Origin of the sequence: Bradyrhizobium sp. BR 10289, assembly GCF_019455385.1 — a bacterium.
GTDB lineage: Bacteria > Pseudomonadota > Alphaproteobacteria > Rhizobiales > Xanthobacteraceae > Bradyrhizobium.
Map to the genome: position 1 here is coordinate 57,818 of NZ_JACOFR010000018.1, position 22,917 is coordinate 80,734.

The 22,917-nt window shown below is 65.4% G+C and carries 20 protein-coding genes; 6 read left to right on the forward strand and 14 right to left on the reverse strand.

Annotated features, from left to right (window positions below; genetic code table 11):
• Positions 1-7: 7 nt before the first annotated feature.
• On the reverse strand, positions 8-1,546 hold the full coding sequence (locus tag HYH08_RS25780) for a YifB family Mg chelatase-like AAA ATPase (RefSeq protein ID WP_220012642.1): 1,539 nt from the start codon (positions 1,544-1,546) through the stop codon (positions 8-10).
• A 224-nt stretch (positions 1,547-1,770) separates the two neighbouring features.
• Between HYH08_RS25780 and HYH08_RS25785 the strand changes: the two genes are divergently transcribed.
• Positions 1,771-2,016, forward strand: a complete 246-nt coding sequence (locus HYH08_RS25785) for a PilZ domain-containing protein (protein WP_011083489.1) — start codon at positions 1,771-1,773, stop codon at positions 2,014-2,016.
• A 79-nt stretch (positions 2,017-2,095) separates the two neighbouring features.
• A complete protein-coding gene (locus tag HYH08_RS25790) occupies positions 2,096-2,881 on the forward strand; it encodes a tetratricopeptide repeat protein (RefSeq protein WP_220012643.1) in 786 nt (261 codons plus the stop codon).
• Between the two features lie 81 nt (positions 2,882-2,962).
• Here the strand turns inward: HYH08_RS25790 and HYH08_RS25795 are convergent, their stop codons facing one another.
• The 7 genes from HYH08_RS25795 to rsmI all read right to left on the reverse strand — a co-directional run bounded on the left by HYH08_RS25795 (position 2,963) and on the right by rsmI (position 10,131).
• Positions 2,963-4,252, reverse strand: coding sequence for a CpaE/TadZ family protein (locus HYH08_RS25795; protein ID WP_220012644.1), 1,290 nt, complete (start codon positions 4,250-4,252; stop codon positions 2,963-2,965).
• Positions 4,249-4,986, reverse strand: coding sequence for a CpaD family pilus assembly protein (locus HYH08_RS25800; protein ID WP_220012645.1), 738 nt, complete (start codon positions 4,984-4,986; stop codon positions 4,249-4,251). Before HYH08_RS25800 ends, HYH08_RS25795 begins: the two co-directional genes overlap by 4 nt.
• A gap of 40 nt (positions 4,987-5,026) precedes the next feature.
• Complete coding sequence (locus HYH08_RS25805) at positions 5,027-6,547, reverse strand: type II and III secretion system protein family protein (RefSeq protein ID WP_220012646.1); 1,521 nt, start codon at positions 6,545-6,547, stop codon at positions 5,027-5,029.
• Positions 6,548-6,557: 10 nt separating this feature from the next.
• Complete coding sequence (gene cpaB / locus HYH08_RS25810; RefSeq protein ID WP_220012647.1) at positions 6,558-7,385, reverse strand: Flp pilus assembly protein CpaB; 828 nt, start codon at positions 7,383-7,385, stop codon at positions 6,558-6,560.
• A gap of 452 nt (positions 7,386-7,837) precedes the next feature.
• Positions 7,838-8,782, reverse strand: coding sequence for a glutathione synthase (gshB, locus tag HYH08_RS25815; protein WP_220012648.1), 945 nt, complete (start codon positions 8,780-8,782; stop codon positions 7,838-7,840).
• Positions 8,783-8,792: 10 nt separating this feature from the next.
• A complete protein-coding gene (locus HYH08_RS25820) occupies positions 8,793-9,194 on the reverse strand; it encodes a YraN family protein (RefSeq protein WP_220012649.1) in 402 nt (133 codons plus the stop codon).
• Positions 9,181-10,131: a 16S rRNA (cytidine(1402)-2'-O)-methyltransferase gene (gene rsmI, locus HYH08_RS25825; protein WP_220012650.1), complete on the reverse strand. Its 951-nt coding sequence runs from the start codon at positions 10,129-10,131 to the stop codon at positions 9,181-9,183. Before rsmI ends, HYH08_RS25820 begins: the two co-directional genes overlap by 14 nt.
• 338 nt (positions 10,132-10,469) lie before the next feature.
• Between rsmI and HYH08_RS25830 the strand changes: the two genes are divergently transcribed.
• The gene (locus HYH08_RS25830) at positions 10,470-11,702 is read left to right on the forward strand and encodes a penicillin-binding protein activator (protein WP_220012651.1); all 1,233 of its coding nucleotides are present in this window, start codon (positions 10,470-10,472) and stop codon (positions 11,700-11,702) included.
• A gap of 170 nt (positions 11,703-11,872) precedes the next feature.
• Here the strand turns inward: HYH08_RS25830 and hemW are convergent, their stop codons facing one another.
• The 3 genes from hemW to rph are packed head-to-tail and all read right to left on the reverse strand — an operon-like array spanning position 11,873 to position 14,377.
• On the reverse strand, positions 11,873-13,030 hold the full coding sequence (gene hemW / locus HYH08_RS25835) for a radical SAM family heme chaperone HemW (RefSeq protein WP_220012652.1): 1,158 nt from the start codon (positions 13,028-13,030) through the stop codon (positions 11,873-11,875).
• Positions 13,017-13,652 carry an RdgB/HAM1 family non-canonical purine NTP pyrophosphatase gene (rdgB, locus tag HYH08_RS25840; protein ID WP_220012653.1) on the reverse strand — a complete coding sequence of 212 codons (636 nt, stop codon included), beginning with the start codon at positions 13,650-13,652 and terminating at the stop codon, positions 13,017-13,019. Before rdgB ends, hemW begins: the two co-directional genes overlap by 14 nt.
• 11 nt (positions 13,653-13,663) lie before the next feature.
• Complete coding sequence (gene rph, locus HYH08_RS25845) at positions 13,664-14,377, reverse strand: ribonuclease PH (RefSeq protein WP_220012654.1); 714 nt, start codon at positions 14,375-14,377, stop codon at positions 13,664-13,666.
• 167 nt (positions 14,378-14,544) lie between these two features.
• Here rph and hrcA point away from each other — a divergent pair, with 167 nt between their 5' ends.
• Positions 14,545-15,633, forward strand: a complete 1,089-nt coding sequence (hrcA, locus tag HYH08_RS25850; protein WP_220012655.1) for a heat-inducible transcriptional repressor HrcA — start codon at positions 14,545-14,547, stop codon at positions 15,631-15,633.
• Between the two features lie 108 nt (positions 15,634-15,741).
• Positions 15,742-16,341: a nucleotide exchange factor GrpE gene (grpE, locus tag HYH08_RS25855; protein WP_220012656.1), complete on the forward strand. Its 600-nt coding sequence runs from the start codon at positions 15,742-15,744 to the stop codon at positions 16,339-16,341.
• A 25-nt stretch (positions 16,342-16,366) separates the two neighbouring features.
• Here grpE and HYH08_RS25860 read toward each other — a convergent pair whose 3' ends face one another.
• The 3 genes from HYH08_RS25860 to HYH08_RS25870 all read right to left on the reverse strand — a co-directional run bounded on the left by HYH08_RS25860 (position 16,367) and on the right by HYH08_RS25870 (position 20,568).
• Positions 16,367-18,508, reverse strand: coding sequence for a hypothetical protein (locus HYH08_RS25860; RefSeq protein WP_220012657.1), 2,142 nt, complete (start codon positions 18,506-18,508; stop codon positions 16,367-16,369).
• 298 nt (positions 18,509-18,806) lie between these two features.
• Positions 18,807-19,523, reverse strand: a complete 717-nt coding sequence (gene pncA / locus HYH08_RS25865) for a bifunctional nicotinamidase/pyrazinamidase (RefSeq protein ID WP_220012658.1) — start codon at positions 19,521-19,523, stop codon at positions 18,807-18,809.
• Positions 19,524-19,626: 103 nt separating this feature from the next.
• Positions 19,627-20,568: a hypothetical protein gene (locus HYH08_RS25870; protein WP_220012659.1), complete on the reverse strand. Its 942-nt coding sequence runs from the start codon at positions 20,566-20,568 to the stop codon at positions 19,627-19,629.
• 416 nt (positions 20,569-20,984) lie between these two features.
• On the opposite strand from HYH08_RS25870, the gene dnaK reads away from it, so the two are divergent.
• Positions 20,985-22,886: a molecular chaperone DnaK gene (dnaK, locus tag HYH08_RS25875; RefSeq protein ID WP_220012660.1), complete on the forward strand. Its 1,902-nt coding sequence runs from the start codon at positions 20,985-20,987 to the stop codon at positions 22,884-22,886.
• Positions 22,887-22,917: the final 31 nt, after the last annotated feature.

Below are 22,917 nucleotides of genomic sequence, written 5' to 3' on the forward strand. Positions count from 1 at the left end.
GGGATGATCAGGCGAGCTGCCGCACATCCTCCGCGAGTGCGCGGTAGGACAGCGCTTCGGCGAGATGCAGCCGGCCGATCTTCTCGGTGCCGTCGAGGTCGGCGAGCGTGCGCGCCACCCGGAGCACGCGGTGATAGCCACGCGCCGACAGCCGCATCGTCTCGGCGGCATCGCGCAGTAGCTTGGCGCCTTGCGCATCGGGCTTCGCGATTTCCTCCAGGACGGAGGCCGGCGCCTCGGCATTGGTGCGGACCTTGGGCAGGCCGGCGTCTGCATAACGCGCCAGCTGGATGTCGCGTGCCGCGGCCACGCGCGCAGCAACTTCCGCCGAGCCTTCCGCCGGCGGCGGCAGGATCAGATCGGCCGCGGTCACGGCGGGAACCTCGATGCGCAGATCGATGCGGTCCATCAGCGGGCCGGAGATGCGCGCCTGGTAGTCGCCGGTGCAGCGGTCGACGCGGCCGCGCTTGCAGGCATAGCCGGGCTCGAACGCATTGCCGCAGCGGCAGGGATTCATCGCGGCGACCAGCATGAAGCGCGCCGGATAGGTCACGCGATGATTGGCGCGCGACACCGCGACCTCACCGTTCTCCAGCGGCTGGCGCAGCGAATCCAGCACGCGCGGATCGAACTCCGGCAGCTCGTCGAGGAACAGCACGCCATGATGCGCGAGCGAGATCTCGCCGGGCTTTGCCCGCATGCCGCCGCCGGTGAGCGCGGCCATGCTGGCGGAATGATGCGGCGAGCGGAACGGGCGCTGCGATGTCAGGGCGCCGCCTTCGATCTCGCCGGCCACGGAGGCGATCATCGAGACCTCCAGCAACTCCCCCGGCGAGAGCGGCGGAAGAATGGAGGGCAGCCGCGCCGCCAGCATCGATTTGCCGGCGCCGGGCGCGCCGATCATCAGGAGGTGATGTCCGCCGGCCGCGGCGATCTCCAGCGCGCGCTTGGCGCTCTCCTGGCCCTTGATGTCGCGGAGGTCGAGCAGCGAGGTGGCGGCTTCATGCACCTTCGGCACGGGGCGCGACAGCACCTGCGTGCCCTTGAAATGGTTGGCGATCTGGATCAGCGAGTGTGCGGCGATGATCTGGATGTCAGGGCTGGCCCAGGCCGCTTCCGAGCCGCACGAGGCCGGACAGATCAGTCCCTCCTCGCGCACATTGGCACCGATCGCGGCGGGCAGGACGCCGGCCACCGGCGCGATCGAGCCGTCGAGGCCGAGCTCGCCGAGCACGGTGAAACCCGTCAATGCATCCGGCGGGATCGCGCCGATCGCCGCCATCAGCCCGAGCGCGATCGGCAGGTCGTAATGGCTGCCTTCCTTCGGCACGTCCGCGGGCGCGAGATTGACGATGATCCGCCGCGCCGGCAGCGCCAGGCCCGAGGCAATCAGCGCCGAGCGGACGCGCTCGCGCGCCTCCGACACCGCCTTGTCAGGCAGGCCGACGATGGCAAAGGCCGGCAAGCCCGGCGCGACCTGCACCTGCACGTCGACCGCGCGGGCCTCGATCCCCTCAAAGGCGACGGTAGAAACCCGCTGAACCATGCTCGAACCAGCTTGCCCTCACACAATCGAGAGTAGCAGAGCCGGAGTGCCTCCGCAAGAACAATACGGGAACACGCCCGAGGCATTCTGACCCCTAACCATCCGTAAACGGGGCCGAGACACTACGCCTCGAATGCGAGCTTCTGTCCTCAGCACATCCCAACGAATCTCCGCTACTCCTAGAGGTGCGGGATGGGCCGTGGTCTAACGGGTGAACAATTCAGATGCTTGCAAATCGCCGGAGAAGCGAACGTCGGGTGTGCAGCCGGCTCGCCAAGATTCACTTTGGTGCGGGCTCGCTGCCGCGGGACTGCACGATCACCGACATCTCGGATGGCGGTGTGAAGGTGGTGGCCGAGTTTCTGGAAGTGCCGCCGCAGTTCACGATCATCTTCGCGCCCGACTATTCCCGCCAGTGCCGCCTACGCTGGCGCATCGGCTGCGAATTCGGTGCGGAATTTACCGACTGAACCGGCGGCCGGCGTCTCCTTAACGGGACTTTAGCGTTAATCGGCAAGCATCCCTGATCAGTCGCCGAGTGATCAGAGTATGCCCAAGCGTTTGTCCGTTGCCTTTCCCCCGGCGAAATACCTGTTGTCGGCGCTTCTGGTTCTTGCCCTCGGCGGCTGTCAGACCGTCGGCATCGAGGACGTCACCGGCGCGATTGGCGGCAAATCGGAAACGGCCGGCAAGACTGACGCCAAGGCCGATGCCAGGCCGAATATGGACGCCTTGCGCGAGCGCTATCGCGCCAAGCCAACCGATCCCAACGTCGCTCTCGAATACGTCAAGGCGCTGCGCGAGACCGGCCAGCGTGCCCAGGCGGTCGCGGTGATGGAGCAGGCCGTGCTCGCCCATCCCAGCAACAAGGCGCTGCTCGCGGGCTACGGCCGCGCGCTCGCCGACAACGGCAATTTCCAGCAGGCCTTCGACGTGCTGAGCCGCGCGCATACGCCTGAAGATCCCGACTGGCGCATCCTGTCGGCGCAGGGGGCGGCGCTGGATCAGCTCGGCCGCAGCGAGGAGGCGCAGCAATATTACGCCACAGCGCTGAAGATCGTGCCCGATGAGCCGACCGTGCTGTCAAATCTTGGCCTGTCCTACATGCTGCAAAACAATCTCTCGAAGGCCGAGCAGACGCTCGGCCGCGCCTATCAGCGCAATCAGAACGATGCGCGGGTCCGCGCCAATTTCGCGCTTGTGCTGGGATTGCAAGGCCGCCAGGCCGAGGCTGAAAACCTCGTGAAGGCAGATTTGCCGCCGGACCAGGCCGCAGCCAAGATCGCGGCGCTGCGCCAGCTGCTGACGAAGAAGCAGCAGCAGGCGGAAAAGTAACCCGCCCTCGTTTTCTGTTGGACGCGTTTTCTTGGCGCGAACCGGCATCGACTTCGCTCGAAAACGCTAGGGCGATGGTGCCTACGACGCCTTGCGATGCGGGGCGGACGGGCGGCCCGAGCGGCCCTTCAGTTTCTTCAAGAGCGGTCCGAGCAGCGAACGCTTCGGCTTCTTCACCTCGCCGCGGCCGGCGAGGCGGTTGGCCATGTTCTGGAACAGCTCAGTGGTGCGGTGGCTCTTCGAGACCTCCGCGATCATCTGGCCGTTATTGGCGGCGGTCGAGAACAGCTTTGCATCGAACGGGATCACCGCGATCGGCTGGCTCTCCATAGTCTTGGCGAACGCCTTGACCTCGATCTCCGCGCGCTTGTGCATGCCGACCTGATTGATGCAGTAGAGCGGCGGCCGGTCGTTCGGCCGCGCCGCCTTCAGCACGCCCAGCATGTTCTTGGTGTTGCGCAAATTGGCGAGATCCGGCTCGGCCACGATCACGATGTCGTCGGCATTGACCAGTGCGCGCTTGGTCCAGGCCGACCATTGATGCGGCACGTCGAGCACGATGCAGGGCGTGGTCATGCGCAGCGTATCGAAGATCGCATCGAACGCTTCGGCGCCGAAATCATAGACGCGATCGAGCGTGGCAGGCGCAGCCAGGAGGCTGAGATGCTCGGTGCATTTGGAGAGCAGGCGCTCCATCAGCGCCGTGTCCGGGCGATCCTGCGACAGCACCGCGTTGGCGATGCCCTGCGCCGGATCCTGGTTGTAGTCGAGGCCGGCGGTGCCGAAGGCGAGGTCGAGGTCGATCACGACGGAATCCAGCGCAAGGTCGCGCGCGATGGTCCAGGCCAAATTGTGTGCGACGGTGGACGCGCCGACGCCGCCCTTGGCGCCGACCACCGCGATGATGCGTCCGGTGATGATCGCTTCCGACGCCGAGAACAGGCTGCAGATCGAGCGGACCACATCGAGCGTCTCGACCGGTCCGACCACATAGTCGTTGACGCCGCGGCGGACCAGCTCGCGATAGGGCGCGGTGTCGTTGGGATTGCCGATCACCACCACGCGGGTGCCGGGATCGCAGACGCCGGCGAGATCGTCGAGGCCCTCGAGAATATCGCGCGTGCCGTCGGATTCGATCACGATGACGTTCGGTGTCGGCATCGTGTCATAGACTTCGATCGCGGCAGTGAGGCCGCCGCTCTTGGCGGTGAGATGCGCCTTGGCGAGCCGGCGATCCTGCCCGGCCGCGGTCACCGCCGCGAGCGTCTGCTCGGTCTCGCAAAACGCCTGCACGGAGATGCGGGGAACCGGTGCAATGTGTTCGTCGGGGTGGTGCGGCTCGTCCGCCTCTTCGTCGTGGATGCCCGTCATTTGCCTGTGTCGCTGAGTTTGGCCTTGTCGGCGTCGGGATTCGGGGTCGAGATCGGCGTGCCCTTGCGATAGTGGTCGAAGGCGATGTCGCGCCGCGCGGTATAGACGGGCGTTTCCGCACGCGGCTGCTCGAGGTCGGCGGGGTTGTCGATCATGGCGGCGAGATTGCGCTGGGTGGCGCAGCCGAGATTGAAATACGGCCGGTTCTCGTTGTAGCCGGGGTCGAGGATGGATGGGCCGACGTCCTCCGGCCACAGTCCGCAGGGACCGGCGACCGCGGCGATCTTCGAATAGCTGAGGCGAATGGTCGGCAGCAGGCCGGGATCCTCGGGGCGATAGGGATGCCGCACGACCGCACGCGCCGGCACGCCGCCGGAGGCGAGCACGGCGCGGATGTCCTGATAGGTCGTAGACGCCGCGCGCGAATTCGCGGTGTCGACGGGCACGTCGACGACAACGGAGCCGGTGCCTTCGCGCGTCCAGTCCCGCGCGATGCCGGCGACGTCCGCCTGCTGCGCGGCCGTGAGGCCGCCGCGCGCCTTGCCGACGAAGATCACGATCGACTTCTTGCCTTCCTGCACCGCGATCGGATGACGCTGGCGATAGTCGGTCGGCACCGTCTGGGTGGAGACGACGTCGCCGGTGGTGTTGCACGCGCCCAGCATGACGGCGAGGCCCGTCAGCGCCAGCGCGAGGCGCAAATTGCGACGTCGATCGGCTGATGTTGTCGTCATCGCGGTGTCCCCTCTTGTCCCGGTCCCCAGACCGTCCGTCTCAGTCGATGATGAAGCCGAAATCCCCCGGCGAGCCGCCGATCGGATCGACGCGGCGGGCGATGCCGTAGAGGCGGTTCATGCGGCCGAGCAGCGCGGTCTGCGCATCCGAGGCCGGCGCGAAGCCGTCATCGGGCCGCGACAATTCCTTCTGGGCCACCGCGCGCACCACATAGGGCGTCACGATCACCATCAGCTCGGTCTCGTTGTTGACGTAGTCCTGGCTACGGAACAGCGCGCCGAGGATCGGCACCTGGTCGACGCCGGGCAGGCCGTTGATCGCCTGCTTGGTCTGCTGCTGGATCAGGCCGGCCATCGCCATCGAGCCGCCGGAGGGAATTTCCAGCGTGGTCTCGGCGCGGCGGGTCTGCACCGACGGGATGGTGATGGAGCTCGACGAGGTCGAGGACAGCGCCTGGGTCACCGTGATGGCGTTCTGGTTCGACAGCTCCGAGACTTCCGTCATCACGCGCAGGCTGATGCGGCCCTCGCTGAGCACGACCGGCGTGAAGTTCAGCGAGATGCCGAACTTCTTGTAGGTGATCTGGGTGGTACAGACATGCGTGACCGGATCGCAGGAATAGCCTGCGGGAATCGGGAATTCGCCGCCCGCGATGAAGGTCGCGGACTCGCCCGAGATCGCGGTCAGGCTCGGCTCGGCCAGCGTGCGCATCACGCCGGCGCTTTCCATCGCGCGCATCGTGGCGTTGACGGTGGCGACGCCCTTGGCGAGGCCGCTGACGCCGAGACCGTTGCCGCTGACCAGCGGTCCGCCGGACACCGAGAACGGGTTGGTATTGTTGAAATTCACCACCGCGGTGCCGGCATTCAGGCTGGCACTGAGGTCGACGCCGAGCTGCTTGACGATGTCGCGGCGGACTTCGCCGACGACGACCTTGAGCATCACCTGGTCGCGGCCGCGCACGACGATGTTGTTGACGACCTTCTCCGAGCCGCCGACGAGTTTTGCGGCGACGTCGCCGGCCTGCTGCGCCTCGACCGGGCTCGACACCGAGCCGGTCAGCATCACGCTGTCGCCGACGCCTTCGATCTGCACGCCCGGCAGCGACGAACGCAGTGCCGCACGCATGCCGTTGAGGTCGCGCTTCACCGCGATGTCGTAGGAGGCTACCTGCTGGCCGTCGGCGGTGAAGAACACCACGTTGGTCTGGCCGACCTGGGCGCCGATGATATAGGCGCGCTGCGACGAGCGGATCACCGCGTTGGCGATCTTGGGATCGGCCACCAGCACGTCCTTGACCTCGCGCGGCAGGTCGACGACGACGGACTTGCCGACGCCGAGCGAGAGAAACCGCGTCTTCGCCGGCGCGATCGATCCGACCGACGAGATGCCGAGATCCGGCGCCTGCATCGGCGCCTGGTCGCCGACCGGCGCATCTGCCGCAGCGCTGACCATGCGAGGCGCCGCGAGCAGCCCCAGCATCAGCATCGTCCCCATCAGGACCGAGCGCGCGCGCTTCCCCCGAATGCGCATGCCCGTCCGATCATCCCCGTAGTTCATGATGCCCCTATCACTTCTGTGACGTCAGTTGCCGTGCCTGCACCCCGTAACGGATCACGTTGACCCCGCCGGTGGGACGCTTGATCTGGTCTTCGAGCGAGCTGTCGACGGCCGTGCCTGCATCGACGAGGGCGCGCAGCGCCAGCGACAATGTGCCGGCCTGGCGCCCGACCGAGAGCGTGGCGACCTGTTCCGGCTTGAGTTCGAGCGTGACGGTCTTGCCGAGCACGGCGTTCTGGCCCTCTTTTTCCTTCGGCGCCTGATCGATCGCGAGCACGCGGATGTTGGTCAGGATGACCTCGGACAGGATGAGGTCGTTGCCGCCGGTCGGACCATTGGGGTTCGCGCCATCGGGGTTCTTCAGGCGGCGGGTCAGGACGATGTCGACGCGGTCGTTCGGCAGGATGAAGCCGCCGGCGCCCGTCTCGGCTGAAATCTCGGTGGAGACGGCGCGCATGCCGGACGGCAGGATCGCGGCCATGAAGCCGGAGCCCTCGGCCCGGACCAGCTTCTGCTCGCGGATCGGCTCGCCCTGCATCAGCGGCACGCGCGCGATCGACCCGGCGATCTGGGTCTGCGCCTCGGGCCGGTTGTCGCGGCGGATGAAGGCGCTGCTCGCGGTCGATGCCGGCCAGGACTGCCATTGCAGATCGTCGGGCTTCACGGCCTGGCCGAGCTGGATGTCGTTCTTCGCGACCAGCACCTCGACCGTCGGCAGCTTCTCGGCGGCGGGGAGGGCGACGGGCAAGGGTGCGTTCTGGTAGCCGCTCGCCAGATACGCAGCGACGCCGCCGGCGGCCAGCGCGATGACGAGAACGACAATGCGTGCGGTGTTCATACGCTTCTACTCTTACGCAGGGCACTCGAACCGCACGTGGCGGGTTCCCCGGTGTCGATGAGTAGGCAGTAAAAGTATAAGGGGTGTTGCGAGGCCGAATGTGATGGCCAGTGACACTGCGCGTTCTGGGCAGATGGTGAACGTCGCGTTATCCGCTCGGCCAGTGGCCCCGTAGAATCACGTGTGGCGCGTCGTTCGTTTGCATGACGCGCGCGGCGGCATGGTGAATGGGTGGTTAGTGGCGTGCGATAGCAAGGTTACAGTGTCACCGCAGCGATACTGCTGATCCGTCATCCTGAGGTGCGAGGCATGGGACGCAAAGCGTCCCATGGGGAGCCTCGAAGGATGAACAGCCGGGATGCAGCAACATGCTGCAACAGCCGGGCCGTCGCCCTTCGAGGGCCGCTGAAGAAGCGGCCACCTCAGGGTGACGGCGATCGATTGCGCGGAAGCTACTTCGCCCGCTTCTGCTCGATCACGTCCCAGACCTTTGCCGCCACGTCAGGCCCGCCGAGCCGCGCGATGGCGCGGATGCCGGTCGGCGAGGTCACGTTGATCTCGGTGAGGTTGCCGTTGATGACGTCGATGCCGACGAACAACAGGCCACGTTCGCGCAGCGCGGGGCCCACGGTGGCGCAGATCTCGCGCTCGCGTGGGGTCAGCTCGGTCTCCTGCGCAGCGCCGCCGCGCACCATATTGGAGCGGAGATCGTCGGCGGCGGGCACGCGGTTCACCGCGCCGGCGAACTCGCCGTTGACCAGGATGATGCGCTTGTCGCCGTGCTTCACCTCGGGGATGAACTGCTGGATCACCCAGGCTTCCTTGAACGTCACCGAGAACATGTCGAACAGCGAGCCGAAATTCATGTCCTGCGGCATCACGCGGAACACCGCCGCGCCGCCATGGCCGTGCAGCGGCTTCATGACGACGGCGCCGTGCTTGTCGCGGAACGCGTTGATCTCATCCAGGTCGCGCGAGATCAGCGTCGGCGGCATCAGCTGCGGGAAATTCATCACGAACAGCTTTTCGGGCGCGTTACGCACCGAAGCGGGGTCGTTGACGACAAGCGTCTTCGGGTGGATGCGCTCGAGCAGATGCGTCGAGGTGATATAGGCGAGGTCGAACGGCGGATCCTGGCGCAGCAGCACCACGTCAAAACCGTTCAGCGCCTCGCGCCTGGGCTCGCCGAGGGTGAAATGATTGCCGGGCTCGTCGCGCACCGTCAGCAGCTGGACCGGCGCCACGATCTCCTCGCCGACCATCGAGAGCTTGTCGGGCGTATAATAGGACAGGCCATGGCCGCGCTTCTGCGCCTCCAGCAGCAACGCGAAGGTGGAATCGCCCTTGATGTTGATGCGGGCGATGGGGTCCATTTGGACGGCGACGTTGAGTTTCATGGTCTGCCTTTCAGGTCGAGGCGTCGAATGCCGCCAACACATGGCGCGGAAGTGAGCGCGGCGCAATCAGCATGGCGTCGAATCGCAGTTCGAATTCGGCATGCTCGGGATGCGCCACGAGCCAGCCTTGAGCGGCGTCGATGATGCGCTGCTGCTGGCGGGGCGTCACCGCATAGGCGGCTTCGTCGAGGCTGGCCCGGGCCTTGACCTCGACGAAGGCGATCAGGTTGCGTCGGCGCGCGATGAGGTCGATCTCGCCATGCGGCGTGCGGTAGCGTTTGGCGAGGATGCGGTAGCCCTTGGCCATCAGGTAGGCGGCGGCGCGGCTCTCGGCCGAGATGCCGGTGCGGAACGCGGCCACGCGCTCGGGCGAGGCGATCTTCGGTTCGGTGGGCGCCTTACTCCTCGCCATCGTTGTCCCTGAGGTCCTTGGCGAGCTCGAGCGCGCGGGCATAGACCTCGCGGCGCGGCCGGCCCGACAGCGCAACCGCATGCGCGACAGCATCCTTGACACTGTGCGCGGCGAGCTGCGCGCGCAGCACATCGTCCAATGCGTCCGATGTCAGCATTTCGGCGTCGGCCGCTGGCGGAGCGATCACCAGCACGAATTCGCCGCGCGTCTCCAGCCTGTCGGCGTCGCGCGCCAGCTCGCTCAGTGTCGCGCGTGAAATCTCCTCGTGCAGTTTTGTCAATTCGCGGCAGATCGCGGCCTCGCGCGTGCCCATGATCTCGGCGAGCTCGGCCAGCGTGTCCTGCACGCGATTGCCGGAATCGAACATCACCAGCGTGGCGTCGATGCGGGCAAGCTCCGTGAGGCGCGATTTCCGCGCCGCCGATTTCGCCGGCAAAAAACCCTCGAAGAAGAAACGGTCGGTCGGCAGCGCCGCGACGGACAGCGCGGCCAGCACCGAGGACGGGCCGGGCAGCGCATACACGGCGTGGCCGGCGGCGCAGACCTCGCGCACCAGCTTGAACCCGGGATCGGAGATCAGCGGCGTGCCGGCATCCGACACCAGCGCGACCGATCCGCCTGAAGCGAGCGCCTCCAAAATCTTTGGCCGCGCGGCCTCGGCATTGTGCTCGTGATATTGCTTGAGCGTTGCTGCGATGTCGTATCGCTCGGTCAGGCGGCGCGTGATGCGGGTGTCTTCGCAGGCGATGACGTCGACGCCGGCCAGCGTCTGCAGCGCCCGCAACGTGATGTCGCCGAGATTGCCGATGGGGGTCGCGACCAGATGCAGGCCCGGCGCGGCCTTCGGGGCGGGCAGCCGGTGGGCGTCGATGGAGAAGCCGCGCGGGGCGGCGTCCGTCGTTTCAGGTGTATTTATCGAGGCCGGCTTTGCGCGCATAATGAGACGAACTTAGGCATGATATCAGGGGCTGGGAACCGGTCCTTCGAAAAAGATCATGGCGAGGCAAGGGGTGAAGGACTGGAATGTGATCCATCCGGCATCACATTCCCGAGGGAATGCAGCATCAGCGTCATATTGAGGGCGGAAACGCCGCCTTGATGCTGCGGGACGGACGGTGGGCAGCTAGCCGGGATTTGAGGTGCGGCCGCGTTAAGCGGTTATTATCCTTTTGTTTTGGTTAACTATTTGCCGACATTATGCCTGAATCCGCGACTTCTGTCGCGGCAAGAATCGTTGTGACCGGCCGGCGCCGGCTGGTCAGAAGAGAAGCTGCCATGGGCCCGCGTGATCCAAAGTTTCCCGTTCAGGGGCCCCGACTGTCGGGAGCGACCCGGCGGAGCGCGCTCGGCCTGTTGCTCGGCGCGCCGCTGCTGTCGGCCTGCGCCGGCGTGCAGCAGAGCCTCAGCCAGTTCTCCAACCCCTTCAGCAGCTCCTCCCCGCCTCCGGCCCAGCCGGCAGGTCCCCCGCAGCAGGCGACGACCGCCGGCACAGGCGGAGTCAAGGTCGCCGTGATCCTGCCGCTCTCGGCCGCCGGCAATGCCGGTCTCGCCGCCCAATCCATGCGCAACGCCGCCGAGATGGCGCTGGCCGAGTTCCAGAACCCGAACATCCAGCTCCTGATCAAGGACGACAATGGCAGCCCGCAAGGCGCACAGGCCGGCGCACAGCAGGCGGTGGACGAAGGCGCCGAGATCATCCTGGGGCCGCTGTTCGCGCAGTCGGTGCCGGCGGTGGCGCAGGTCGCGCGCACCCGCGGCATTTCCGTGATCGCGTTCTCGACCGATTCCAGCATCGCCGGCCGCGGCGTTTATCTCTTGAGCTTCCTGCCGGAGTCCGACGTCAACCGGATCGTCGAATATTCCGCCAGTATCGGAAAGCGCTCGGTCGCCGTGCTCGTGCCCGACAATGCCTATGGCAATGTGGTCGAGGCTGCGGTGAAGGCGGCGGTGCCGCGCCGTGGCGGGCGCATCGTCGCGTTCGAGAAATACGGCGCCGATCGCGCCACGCCGGCGCGCAACGTGGCGCAAGCCCTTGGCGGCGCGGATGCGCTGTTCATTGCGGACGACGGCGATGCCGTCGTCACGGTTGCCGACGCGATGACGGCGGCGGGTGCGAATTTGCGCAACATCCAGCTGCTCGGCACCGGCCTTTGGGACAATCCGCGCGTCTATGCCAATGCGAGCCTGCAAGGCGGCCTCTACGCCGCGCCGGATCCGGCCGGCTTTCGCGCGTTCTCCGGCCGCTACCGCACCAAATACGGCGCCGAGCCGATCCGCACCGCGACGCTCGCCTATGACGCGGTCGCCCTCGTCGCAGCGCTCGCACGCACGCAAGGGACAACGCGCTTCTCGCCTGACGTGCTCACCAATCCTTCCGGCTTTGCCGGCATCGACGGCCTGTTCCGCTTCCGCAGCGATGGCACGAATGAGCGCGGTCTTGCGGTGATGAAGGTGACGACGGGTGGCGGCGTTGCCGTCGCGGGCTCGCCGAAGAGTTTTGGGGCGTAGCTCCCACCGCGGATGCTGCTGTGCTCCCTCGCCCCGCTTGCGGGGAGAGGGTTGGGGTGAGGCGGACTCTCCGCGGGGACGGTGAGAGTCGGATTTCGTGGAGAGTCCCCCTCACCCGCCGCGCTTCGCGCGTCGGCCTCTCCCCGCAAGCGGGGCGAGGCGAAGAGCGGTTACGCCGCCAAATCCGCGACCACCGCATCCAGTACCGGGAAACCGCTGCTGGTCACGCGCAGACGGCCTGTGGCATCGACGGTGATCGCGCCCTCTTCGCGCAGCAGCGCGATGCGTTTTGGATCGAGCTCGCGGCCCGCGAGGGCCTTGTAGCGCTCGGGATCGATGCCTTCGGCGAGACGCAATCCCATCAGCAGGAATTCGTCGGCGCGTTCTTCGCTGTTGAGCAGATCGTCGGTGACGATTCCGTGGCCGTTGGTCTCGACCCGCATCAGCCAGGCTTCGGGGCGCTTCTCGGTGGCGGTGGCGTGCCTGATACCGTCGATGTCGAGGCGGCCATGGGCGCCGGGGCCGATGCCGGCATATTCCTCGCCGCGCCAATAGACCAGATTGTGCCGGCACTCGGCGCCGCGCCGCGCGTGATTTGAAATCTCGTAGGCGGGCAGGCCGAGCTTGTCGCAGGTTTCCTGCGTCACATCGTAAAGCGCGCGCGCGACCGCCTCGTCCGGCGTCTTCAATTTGCCGGCCTGGTGCAGGCCGAAGAACGGCGTGCCTTCCTCGATGGTCAATTGATAGAGCGACAGATGCTCGGCGGCTTCATCGATCGCGAGCTTGAGCTCGTCGGCCCACATCGCCGGCGTCTGGTCCGGGCGGGCGTAGATCAGATCGAACGAATAGCGGTCGAACGAGCGGCGCGCGATCGCAACGGCATCGAGCGCCTCGCGCGCGCTGTGCATGCGCCCCAGCGCTTTCAGCGAGGCATCGTCGAGCGCCTGCACGCCGAGCGAGACACGGTTGACGCCGGCCGAGCGATAGCCGGCAAAGCGCGTGGCTTCGACGCTGGTCGGGTTCGCTTCCAGCGTCACTTCGACATCGCCGGCGACGGTCCAGTGCTTGCCGATCGCATCGAGCACGGCGCCGACGGTTGCCGGCTGCATCAGCGACGGCGTGCCGCCGCCGAGGAAGATCGAGCTGACTTCGCGGCCGGGGGAACGCTCGGCCGTCGTTGCGATCTCGCGCGCGAAGGCGGATGCAAACCGTGCTTCGTCGATCGCGGCGTGACGGACATGGCTGTTGAAGTCGCAATACGGGCACTTCGACAGGCAGAACGGCCAGTGCACGTAGACGCCAAACGCATCCTTGTTAGCGCGGCTCAAGGCAGATCTCCGCCAGTTTCACGAAGGCGCGGGCGCGATGCGACAGGCCGAGGCCGAGTGGCGGCAGGCCGTGCTTCTCGATGCTGGCCATCTCGCCGAAGGTGCGGTCGTAGCCGTCAGGCAGGAACATCGGATCGTAGCCGAAGCCGGCCGTGCCGCGCGGCGGCCACACCAGCGTGCCGTCGACGCGCGCCTCGACCTCTTCGAGATGATCGTCGGGCCAGGCGACGCAAAGCGCGGAAACGAAGTGTGCTTTGCGCTTGTCAGGCGTGGTGGCGCCGCGCTCCTGCAACAGGCGCTCGATTTGCGCCATCGCCCCGTTGAAGTCCTTGGAGGGACCGGCCCAGCGCGCGCTGTAAATCCCGGGCGCGCCGTCGAGCGCATCCACCACGATGCCGGAATCATCGGCGAAGGAGGCGAGCCCCGTCGCTTTTGCCGCCGCGATCGCCTTGATCGCGGCATTGCTGCGGAAATCGTTGCCGGTCTCGTCCGGCTCGGGCAGGCCGAGCTCGCCGGCCGACACCGCCTCGATGCCGTAGGGCGCGAGCAGCTCCTTCATCTCGGCGAGCTTGCCGGGATTGTGGGTGGCGATGACGAGCTTTCCGGTGATTCGGCGGTGCATGGGCCTATTGACTACGCGACGGCGAGTTTCTGCAAGTCCACCAGACGCGCGATGCCCTTTTGTGCGAGGCCAATCAGTTTCAGGAACTCGTCCTGCGTGAACGGCTCGCGTTCCGCGGTGCCCTGCACCTCGATGATGCGGCCATCGCCGGTCATGACGAAATTGGCGTCGGTTTCGGCTTCGGAATCCTCGGCATAGTCGAGGTCGAGCACCGGCGTGCCGTTGTAGATGCCGCAGGAGATCGCGGCGACGTTGTCGCGCATCACGTTGGCCTTGATCATGTTGCGCGCCTTCATCCAGTTGATGCAGTCGGCGAGCGCGACCCAGGCGCCGGTGATCGAGGCCGTGCGGGTGCCGCCGTCGGCCTGGAGCACGTCGCAATCGACCGTGATCTGGCGCTCGCCGAGCGCTTCGAGATCGACGATGGTGCGCAGCGAGCGGCCGATCAGGCGCTGGATCTCGACGGTGCGGCCGCTCTGCTTGCCGGCGGACGCCTCGCGGCGGGTCCGTTCGGAGGTCGCGCGCGGCAGCATGCCGTATTCGGCAGTGACCCAGCCGCGGCCCTGGCCCTTCAGCCACGGCGGCAGGCGGTCTTCCAGGGTGGCGGTCACGAGCACATGGGTGTCGCCGAATTTCACGAGGCACGAGCCTTCCGCATGTTTGACCACGCCACGCTCGAGCGTCACGGGGCGCAATTCGTCGGGCGCACGGCGGCTTGGCCGCATGGGGAATCCTCCAGAAATCTCGGAAAAGGGCTGTTCGCGGTGCTTGTAGGGGGGGTGAGGGGAGGCAGCAAGCTTTTTCACCCCCGGTTTTCCACCCCGCCAACGCAACGCTTGTCAGAAGCCTCACGGATGGACAAATTATGAGCATCTGAGAGGAGTTACCGTCTGTGGCCCATCACGATCCGATCCATCTGATCGCGCCGCGCGCAGGCCTCGCCCAGCTCAACGAGCGTTCCCGCGACATCTTTCGTCAAATTGTCGAAAGCTATCTCGCGACCGGCGAGCCGGTCGGCTCACGCAATATTTCGCGGCTGATCGCGATGCCGCTGTCGCCGGCCTCGGTCCGCAACGTCATGGCCGACCTGGAACAGCTCGGCCTGATCTATGCCCCGCACACCTCGGCAGGGCGGCTGCCGACGGAACTCGGCCTGCGCTTCTTCGTCGATGCCCTGATGCAGGTCGGCGACCTCAACGAGGCCGAGCGGCAGTCGATCCAGAGCCAGCTCACCTCCGTCGGACAGGCGCACTCGGTCGAGGCCGCGCTAGATCAGGCGCTGACGCGGCTGTCGGGCCTGACGCGCGCCGCAGCCGTGGTGCTGACGCCAAAATCCAATGCGCGGCTGAAGCACATCGAATTCGTCAGGCTGGAACCCGAGAAGGCGCTGGTGATCCTGGTCGGCGAGGACGGCCAGGTCGAGAACCGGGTGCTGACGCTGCCGCCGGGAGTTCCCTCCTCGGCGATCACCGAAGCCGGTAATTTCCTCAATGCGCGGATCCGCGGCCGCACGCTGGCCGAAGCGCGGCTGGAGCTCGAGACGGCGCTGGCCGAGGCCCGCGCCGAGCTCGATCAGCTGACGCAAAAGGTGATTTCGGCCGGCATTGCCAGCTGGTCCGGCGGCGAGAACGAGGATCGCCAACTGATCGTCCGCGGTCATGCCAATCTGCTCGAAGACCTGCACGCGCTGGAGGATCTGGAGCGGGTTCGCCTGCTGTTCGACGATCTCGAAACCAAGCGCGGCGTCATCGACCTGCTCGGCCGCGCCGAGACCGCCGAAGGCGTGCGCATCTTTATCGGTTCGGAGAACAAGCTGTTTTCGTTGTCGGGCTCCTCCACGATCATCTCGCCCTATCGGGATGCCGCCGGCCACATCGTCGGCGTTTTGGGCGTGATCGGGCCGACGCGGCTGAATTATGCCCGCGTGATCCCGACCGTGGACTATGCCGCCCGCATCGTCAGCCGCCTTTTGGGGGGCTGACCCGGCGTTTCCTCCGATCACGGGCGCTTGATTTTCGTGAGCTTAGGCACGATATCCGGGCCAACATCCCTGCCAACAATACCTGGAACGAGTTCGAGATTAGAGCCGATGACCGAGCAAGACCGGCACCCCCAAGACACGACTGCAGCGACCGGCGAGCCTGTGGTTTCAAAGCCCTACATCATGCCCGACGATCCCGAGCCGGGCTCGGTCGAAACGTTGCAGAAGGAAGCGGCCGAAGCGCGCGACCGCATGCTGCGGACGCTGGCCGAGATGGAAAACCTGCGCAAGCGCACCACCAAGGAAGTCTCTGACGCCCGTCTCTATGGCATCACCGGCTTTGCCCGTGACGTGCTCGAGATCGCCGACAATCTCCAGCGCGCGCTCGATGCCGTTCCAGCCGACGCCCGCGCCGCGGCCGATCCCGGCCTGACCGCGCTGATCGAGGGCGTCGAGTTGACCGAGCGCTCGCTGCACAGCGCGCTGGAAAAGCACGGCGTGAAGAAACTCGACCCGCAGGGCCAGAAGTTCGATCCGAACTTCCATCAGGCGATGTACGAGGTGCCCGATGCATCGGTGCCCACGGGGACCGTCGTGCAGGTCATGCAGGCCGGCTACACCATCGGCGAGCGCGTGCTGCGTCCGGCCCTGGTCGGTGTCGCCAAGGGCGGCGCGAAGGCTGCGCCGGCGGCTGAAGCAACGAACTGAGGGTACGAGGAGGCAGGCGGCCGGATCATTCGGCCGCCTTCGGCATCTCGGTAGGCGCAGTCGTGGGGTTACCCAGAAATCTGCGTAGTCTGTCTACGACACCACGGTCGATCCAGTAGTTGGTGTGCCCATTCGGGGATACAGGGAATTCGGCGGGCCAGATGCCCCTGCTGATGTGGGTGCCGACGAAATCGTCGATGCGGAAGATGTTCAGCCAGGCGCGCAACAGGCCATTTTCTTTCAGTGTTTTCAGATTTGGGCGGTTCTCGATCGGCCGAAACGAGGAGGGGAAATAGTGACCGTATAGATGGGTGTAGGGCGAGCCCATTGTCACCAACCCTATGCCGCTTCCGCGGGGTAGTTCCTTCAACCAGCCTTCTCCTCGAAGATCGATGAGATCGATTGCAATCATCGTTCCCTGGGAATGCGACACGATATCCAGTCTGTCCGGTTTTTCGTCGCGGATCAGGTTTCGAACGAGCACGTCGAGCCGGTCGTGGATGCGACGACGCAGCCAGTAGCCACGCGGGCTTGTATTTGTTGCCGTGCAGGATTTTTCCTTGAAGAGCAGTCGTTCCAGCCAGGTTTGCCGGGCCTCGTCGGTCCTGTAGGGGTCATCATCGGTGCCGTCGGACATCCAGGAACTGTTGTTCAGATAGGCGAGCACATCGGCGAGGATGCCGAGCCCAGCGGAGAATTCGGCCTTTAGCGAGTAGACGAGCAACGTACCGACGGTCAGAATTCCGAAGATGATCGTGATGGTCCAGTTTTCCAGCGCCTTTCTGGTATTTGTAATCCAGGCGAGTTCGCCGTCCGGCAGGAAGAGGGGAATAGAAACCAGACAGGCGGTTGCAATAACCAGTGGCAGGAAGAGGCTCAGCGCGTTCAGCATCTTCGATGCGACCAGTAATCTGTACCGGTCGGCATATTCGGTAGCTCTTGCCCCGTTATCGGCCATATAGGTGGCCGGATCTGCAAATGCTCCTCGCGCAAGTTCCGACTTGCGACGCAAGACCGAGGCCGCTGCCAATGCGAGCCAGACGAGCACGATGATGGCCGCCCCGATTGCAACTAACGGCGCTGCGACAGCTTCCTTTGTGAGACCGAGGTTGTAGGCGGGAAATTTAAGGACGGCGGCCCACAACGCGGCGGTCAGCAGGAACCACAGCAACGACATCAGGCCGATGGCCGGAACGATCAGCTTCGGCGCCTGCGGCTTCCCCAAACGTATGTGCCGGATGAACCCCAGAGCGCTAACGAGGAATGCCTGGATGAACACCACGAGCCATGACGCCGATAACAACGTAATCAAGCGCCAGCCCACTCCAAGCAGGCCGGGGTAGTCATGTTTGAAGTTTTCAAGAGACATGCCGGTCTCGAGCCGGACCAGACGGGATTCGATAGATTTCACGGCGTCGCTGTCGGCGAAGCCGAACAACTCGGGCGATCCGAGCAGGAGAAACGCCAGTCCGCCCAGCGCGATCCAGGTGAACAGGTGCCGGTAAAGAAAAGCGCCGCGGCCTTGCCACAGCACAAATAATCCGGCGGCAATGGCTGATAGCACAACCGCAGCGATTTGAACGCGCAGGAGAATTGCCGCCGCGGGCGTGTTCGATGCCAGCGCCTCCGGGCCACATATGGCGGAAGCCGCTTCATGCAGCAGCGCGCCGATCAGCAGGCCCAGCAACAGTACGAGATTCAGCGCAATGATGGGCCCGTGAATCGTCAACGCGGCGCCGCGCGCGAGCCTGCGGATCCAGCGGTCCTCCCACTTGTTCTCCGGATAGACGTCGCTCGCATTCTCGCGGATGGCATGCGACAGGCCCATCGCCACTTTAAAATAGGCGAGCACAACGCTTACGATACTTGATCCGAACGCCGTGATGTCGCCCCAGAAGAAGTCGGCGATGACGCGCTCCTCCTTTATGACACCATTTGCTTCATAGGAGCGGTAGCGCCGCACGCGCGCCGGAAATGTGCTCGCTTTGCCCGACGTATCGTACGTTGGGGATTCAAGCAGCACAAAATCGTCGCTGGAGTGCGGCGGCAGACGGGTCTCGTCGCTCTTGCCATCGTCGTCCTGCAACGCCGCCGCAAGCAAATCGGAGCTCACCCCTGCCTGTTTCACGCCCACGCCGTGGACGACGACGATGACCTGCTTGGCCATTAAACGCCTCCCCGAAACTGATGCGTCATGCGACGCTTGCCTCCGCTCCGCAGCAGTCCGCAGCGACGAAGGCGTTGCAATGATTTGCGCCGCAGAAAAAATCTTCAGGCCGGAGCCTGCATGCGGCAATGCATCCTAAAGTAGAATAGTTCTGGTGGAAAGCTCCTCGTTGTCCCGTCGTCACCTCAGGCGCAGGGGAACAGTCTCGCGTCGGTGGAGTCAGCCGGCCGCCATTTCGCGACAGGCCTCACAGCCCGGCCGCACGCGGGGACTTCATGGAAAGCGCCGCGCGGCCTGTTTAAACCGCAATATCACCCGACTGAATCCGCTTCACGCCGGCCTTGGCCATATCGGCCCAGGCTTTTGCAAGCGAGCTCTGCGTGTCGATGCCGCGGCAGGCGTCCTCCACGACATAGACCTCGAACCCCGCCTTGCGCGCATCAAGCGCGGTCCAGGCGACGCAGAAGTCGGTCGCCAGCCCCGCGACGAAGACGCGCTTGATCTTGCGCCCCCTGAGATAGCCTGCGAGCCCCGTCGAGGTCTTGCCGTCGGCTTCGAGGAAGGCCGAGTAGCTGTCGACGTCCTTGTGAAAGCCCTTGCGGATGATGAGTTCGGCATGCGGGATCGCAAGGTCCTTCGACAGCGAGGCGCCATCAGTGCCCTGCACGCAATGGTCGGGCCACAGCACCTGCTTGCCGTAAGCGAGATCGACGGTCTCGAACGGCTTCTTGCCGGAATGGACCGACGCAAACGAGATGTGACCCGGCGTGTGCCAGTCCTGCGTCATCACCACGTTGGCAAACGCCTTCGAGATCTGGTTGATGACGGGCACCACCTGCTCGCCTTCCTTCACCGCGAGGCTGCCGCCCGGCAGGAAGCAGTTTTGCACGTCGATCACCAGAAGCGCGGAGGCATCGTCCGGCTTGATCGCGGCCGCCGCGAGCAGCGAGGTCGGAGCGAGGGCCACCAGCGCGCTTGTCCCGAGCGCCGCGAGGATTTGTCGTCGATCAAGCACCGTTCGCCTCCCCCTGGGATGATCCAACGGAGGCGAAGCCTAGTTCCGTTCGTATACGAACAGAAGCCCGAAAATGCAGCCGGTTCTGGCCAGTGCTTGGGCTTCAGCCCTTCGGCTGGATCCCGTCGCGCACGGCGCGGAAGCGGGTGAAGGCCGCCGGCCATTGGTCGCGCGGGGCGCTGGCGATGATGCGCAAGGACGCGCCGCCGCTCGAGAAGCGGATCCACTGCACCACGGTTACGGGGGTCTTGTCCTTGCCGCTGACGCCGTCGATCCTTGTCTCAAAACCCTGCTGGCCGTTGATGCGGATCGGCTCCGACATGGTGATGCGGGATTCGCGCACGCCGGGAATCTGCAGCGCGGCTTCCTGGGCGAAGCGGGCGCGGTCGTCGGCGGCTTGCGGGCTCGCGCCGATCAGGCCGAGGATCATGAACGGCTGCGACTCATAGCCGGTGCTCTCGTTGCCATCGGCCAGGATGATGCTGCTTCCCGGCGCCAGCGTGCGGATGTCCTTGAAATCGGCGAGATCGGTGATCTTGAACGGCATCAACGCGATCTGCTCTTCGGCCGAGACCTGCTTGCGGGTCACGGTGCTCGCGAACATCTGCCGCACCGCCTCGTCGGTGTAGATCTTGGTCGCATTCTCCGGAATCTGCACCGCGACATAGCCGGAGAAGCCGGCGCCCGGCACGATCATCGAATAGCGCTTGACCGGGGTCTCGCCGGCCTTGCCGCTCTCGGTGGTGAAATAGGCAAGGCCCGCCGGCGTTTCGATCTTGTCCTGCTTGACGCCGTTGGTGCCCGCCGGATTGGCATTGAAGGCGCTCACGACCTCGCCATAGGCCGCCGGCGGCAGCTCGGTGATCAGCACCTTGACGCTGCCGTCCTCGCTCTCGAAGCCGGGAAAGGTTTTGGCCGTGCTAAGGCCCACCAGCGGCACCATGCCGAGGCGAAGCCCGGGCGGGTAGACGGCGTCGGCCGCGAGGACCGGAAGCGCGGAGGCAATGAGGAGGGCGAGCGCGGCGAGGGGGCGGGTGAGCTTCATGGGCACTCTGATTGGTTCACATTGAGGCCGTTCGATGGTCGGCCACCGGGCGCTTTGTCGCGCGAAGCAGCAGAGGGGCGGCGCCTTGGTCGATCCTTGGCCGATCCTTGGCCGGTCCGCCTTTTAGCGGGTTTGGCCTGCCGGTAACAGGGCGCGGCGGATCACGGTGGCGCGCCCGGCGAATCCCCGGACCTGTTAATATTTCCTCACCCGCAAGGGCGGTCGGTCCCGGATATGCTCTGCCAAAACCCAATGTTTTCACGGTCGAAACGTAGCTTCGGTCCTTGCGGCCCCCTCCCCCCCTCCTATATGACCCCCAATCATCGCAATATCGCGGATGTTTGATCTTAGGGGGTTTCGGTTCGGGTGCCTCTTGGGCCCAGCCAACCTGCCGCAAAAAGAAGGATATCAGGACCATGGGAAAGGTCATTGGGATCGACCTCGGCACCACGAATTCGTGCGTCGCCGTGATGGATGGTAAAAACGCCAAAGTTATCGAGAATTCCGAAGGCATGCGCACGACGCCTTCGATCGTCGCCGTGACGGATGACGGTGAGCGCCTCGTCGGCCAGCCTGCCAAGCGCCAGGCCGTCACCAATCCCGAGCGCACGTTCTTCGCAGTGAAGCGCCTCATCGGCCGCCGCTACGACGACCCGATGGTCGAGAAGGACAAGAAGCTCGTTCCCTACAAGATCGTGAAGGCTTCCAACGGCGACGCCTGGGTCGAGGCCGACGGCCAGACCTACTCGCCCTCGCAGGTCTCGGCTTTCATCCTGCAGAAGATGAAGGAGACCGCGGAAGCCCATCTGGGCCAGAAGGTCGACCAGGCCGTCATCACCGTCCCCGCCTACTTCAACGACGCCCAGCGCCAGGCCACCAAGGACGCCGGCAAGATCGCGGGCCTCGAAGTGCTGCGCATCATCAACGAGCCGACCGCGGCTGCGCTGGCCTACGGCCTCGACAAGACCAAGGCCGGCACCATCGCCGTCTACGATCTCGGCGGCGGCACGTTCGATATCTCCATTCTCGAAATCGGCGACGGCGTGTTCGAGGTGAAGTCGACCAACGGCGACACCTTCCTCGGCGGTGAAGATTTCGACATGCGCCTCGTGGGTTATCTGGCCGACGAGTTCCAGAAGGAGCAGGGCATCAACCTGCGCAACGACAAGCTTGCGTTGCAGCGCCTGAAGGAAGCCGCTGAAAAGGCCAAGATCGAGCTGTCGTCGACGACGCAGACCGAGATCAACCTGCCCTTCATCACCGCGGACCAGACCGGCCCGAAGCATCTGACGATGAAGCTCACCCGCGCCAAGTTCGAGGCGCTGGTCGACGACCTCGTGCAGAAGACCGTCGAGCCCTGCCGCAAGGCGCTGAAGGACGCCGGCGTCACCGCCGGTGAGATCGGCGAAGTCGTTCTGGTCGGCGGCATGTCGCGCATGCCGAAGGTCCAGGAAGTCGTGAAGCAGCTGTTCGGCAAGGAGCCGCACAAGGGCGTCAACCCGGACGAAGTCGTGGCGATCGGCGCTGCGATCCAGGCCGGCGTGCTCCAGGGCGACGTCAAGGACGTGCTGCTGCTCGACGTGACCCCGCTGTCGCTGGGCATCGAGACGCTGGGCGGCGTGTTCACCCGCATCATCGACCGCAACACCACGATCCCGACCAAGAAGAGCCAGGTGTTCTCGACTGCCGAGGACAACCAGAACGCGGTCACCATCCGCGTCTTCCAGGGCGAGCGTGAAATGGCGGCCGACAACAAGATGCTCGGTCAGTTCGACCTGATGGGCATTCCGCCGGCTCCGCGCGGTATGCCGCAGATCGAGGTGACCTTCGACATCGACGCCAACGGCATCGTCAACGTCTCGGCCAAGGACAAGGCCACGGGCAAGGAGCAGCAGATCCGCATCCAAGCCTCCGGTGGTCTGTCGGAAGCCGACATCGACAAGATGGTCAAGGACGCCGAGGCCAACGCCGCGGCCGACAAGCAGCGCCGCGAGGCGGTCGACGCCAAGAACCATGCCGACGCGCTGGTGCATTCCACCGAGAAGGCACTGGCCGAGCACGGATCGAAGGTCGCCGAGACCGAGCGCCGCGCCATCGAGGATGCCGTCAGCGACCTCAAGGAAGCGCTGAAGGGCGACGATGCGGAAAGCATCAAGGCCAAGACCAACACGCTGGCGCAGGCTTCGATGAAGCTTGGCGAGGCCATGTACAAGCAGCAGGCCGAGGCCGACGCCAAGAAGGACGCGGCCAAGGACGACGTCGTCGACGCGGAATTCACCGAGGTCGACGACGACAAGAACAACAAGAAGTCCGCATAAGCCCCAAGAGGGTCATGATGCGGACGGCTTG

What these genes read in the sequence shown, in the direction of transcription:
- HYH08_RS25780 (WP_220012642.1), bottom strand. Translation starts at nt 1,546, where the DNA reads ATGGTTCAGCGGGTTTCTACCGTCGCCTTTGAGGGGATCGAGGCCCGC.
- HYH08_RS25785 (WP_011083489.1), top strand. Translation starts at nt 1,771, where the DNA reads ATGCTTGCAAATCGCCGGAGAAGCGAACGTCGGGTGTGCAGCCGGCTC.
- HYH08_RS25790 (WP_220012643.1), top strand. Translation starts at nt 2,096, where the DNA reads ATGCCCAAGCGTTTGTCCGTTGCCTTTCCCCCGGCGAAATACCTGTTG.
- HYH08_RS25795 (WP_220012644.1), bottom strand. Translation starts at nt 4,252, where the DNA reads ATGACGGGCATCCACGACGAAGAGGCGGACGAGCCGCACCACCCCGAC.
- HYH08_RS25800 (WP_220012645.1), bottom strand. Translation starts at nt 4,986, where the DNA reads ATGACGACAACATCAGCCGATCGACGTCGCAATTTGCGCCTCGCGCTG.
- HYH08_RS25805 (WP_220012646.1), bottom strand. Translation starts at nt 6,547, where the DNA reads ATGAACTACGGGGATGATCGGACGGGCATGCGCATTCGGGGGAAGCGC.
- cpaB (WP_220012647.1), bottom strand. Translation starts at nt 7,385, where the DNA reads ATGAACACCGCACGCATTGTCGTTCTCGTCATCGCGCTGGCCGCCGGC.
- gshB (WP_220012648.1), bottom strand. Translation starts at nt 8,782, where the DNA reads ATGAAACTCAACGTCGCCGTCCAAATGGACCCCATCGCCCGCATCAAC.
- HYH08_RS25820 (WP_220012649.1), bottom strand. Translation starts at nt 9,194, where the DNA reads ATGGCGAGGAGTAAGGCGCCCACCGAACCGAAGATCGCCTCGCCCGAG.
- rsmI (WP_220012650.1), bottom strand. Translation starts at nt 10,131, where the DNA reads ATGCGCGCAAAGCCGGCCTCGATAAATACACCTGAAACGACGGACGCC.
- HYH08_RS25830 (WP_220012651.1), top strand. Translation starts at nt 10,470, where the DNA reads ATGGGCCCGCGTGATCCAAAGTTTCCCGTTCAGGGGCCCCGACTGTCG.
- rdgB (WP_220012653.1), bottom strand. Translation starts at nt 13,652, where the DNA reads ATGCACCGCCGAATCACCGGAAAGCTCGTCATCGCCACCCACAATCCC.
- rph (WP_220012654.1), bottom strand. Translation starts at nt 14,377, where the DNA reads ATGCGGCCAAGCCGCCGTGCGCCCGACGAATTGCGCCCCGTGACGCTC.
- grpE (WP_220012656.1), top strand. Translation starts at nt 15,742, where the DNA reads ATGACCGAGCAAGACCGGCACCCCCAAGACACGACTGCAGCGACCGGC.
- HYH08_RS25860 (WP_220012657.1), bottom strand. Translation starts at nt 18,508, where the DNA reads ATGGCCAAGCAGGTCATCGTCGTCGTCCACGGCGTGGGCGTGAAACAG.
- HYH08_RS25870 (WP_220012659.1), bottom strand. Translation starts at nt 20,568, where the DNA reads ATGAAGCTCACCCGCCCCCTCGCCGCGCTCGCCCTCCTCATTGCCTCC.
- dnaK (WP_220012660.1), top strand. Translation starts at nt 20,985, where the DNA reads ATGGGAAAGGTCATTGGGATCGACCTCGGCACCACGAATTCGTGCGTC.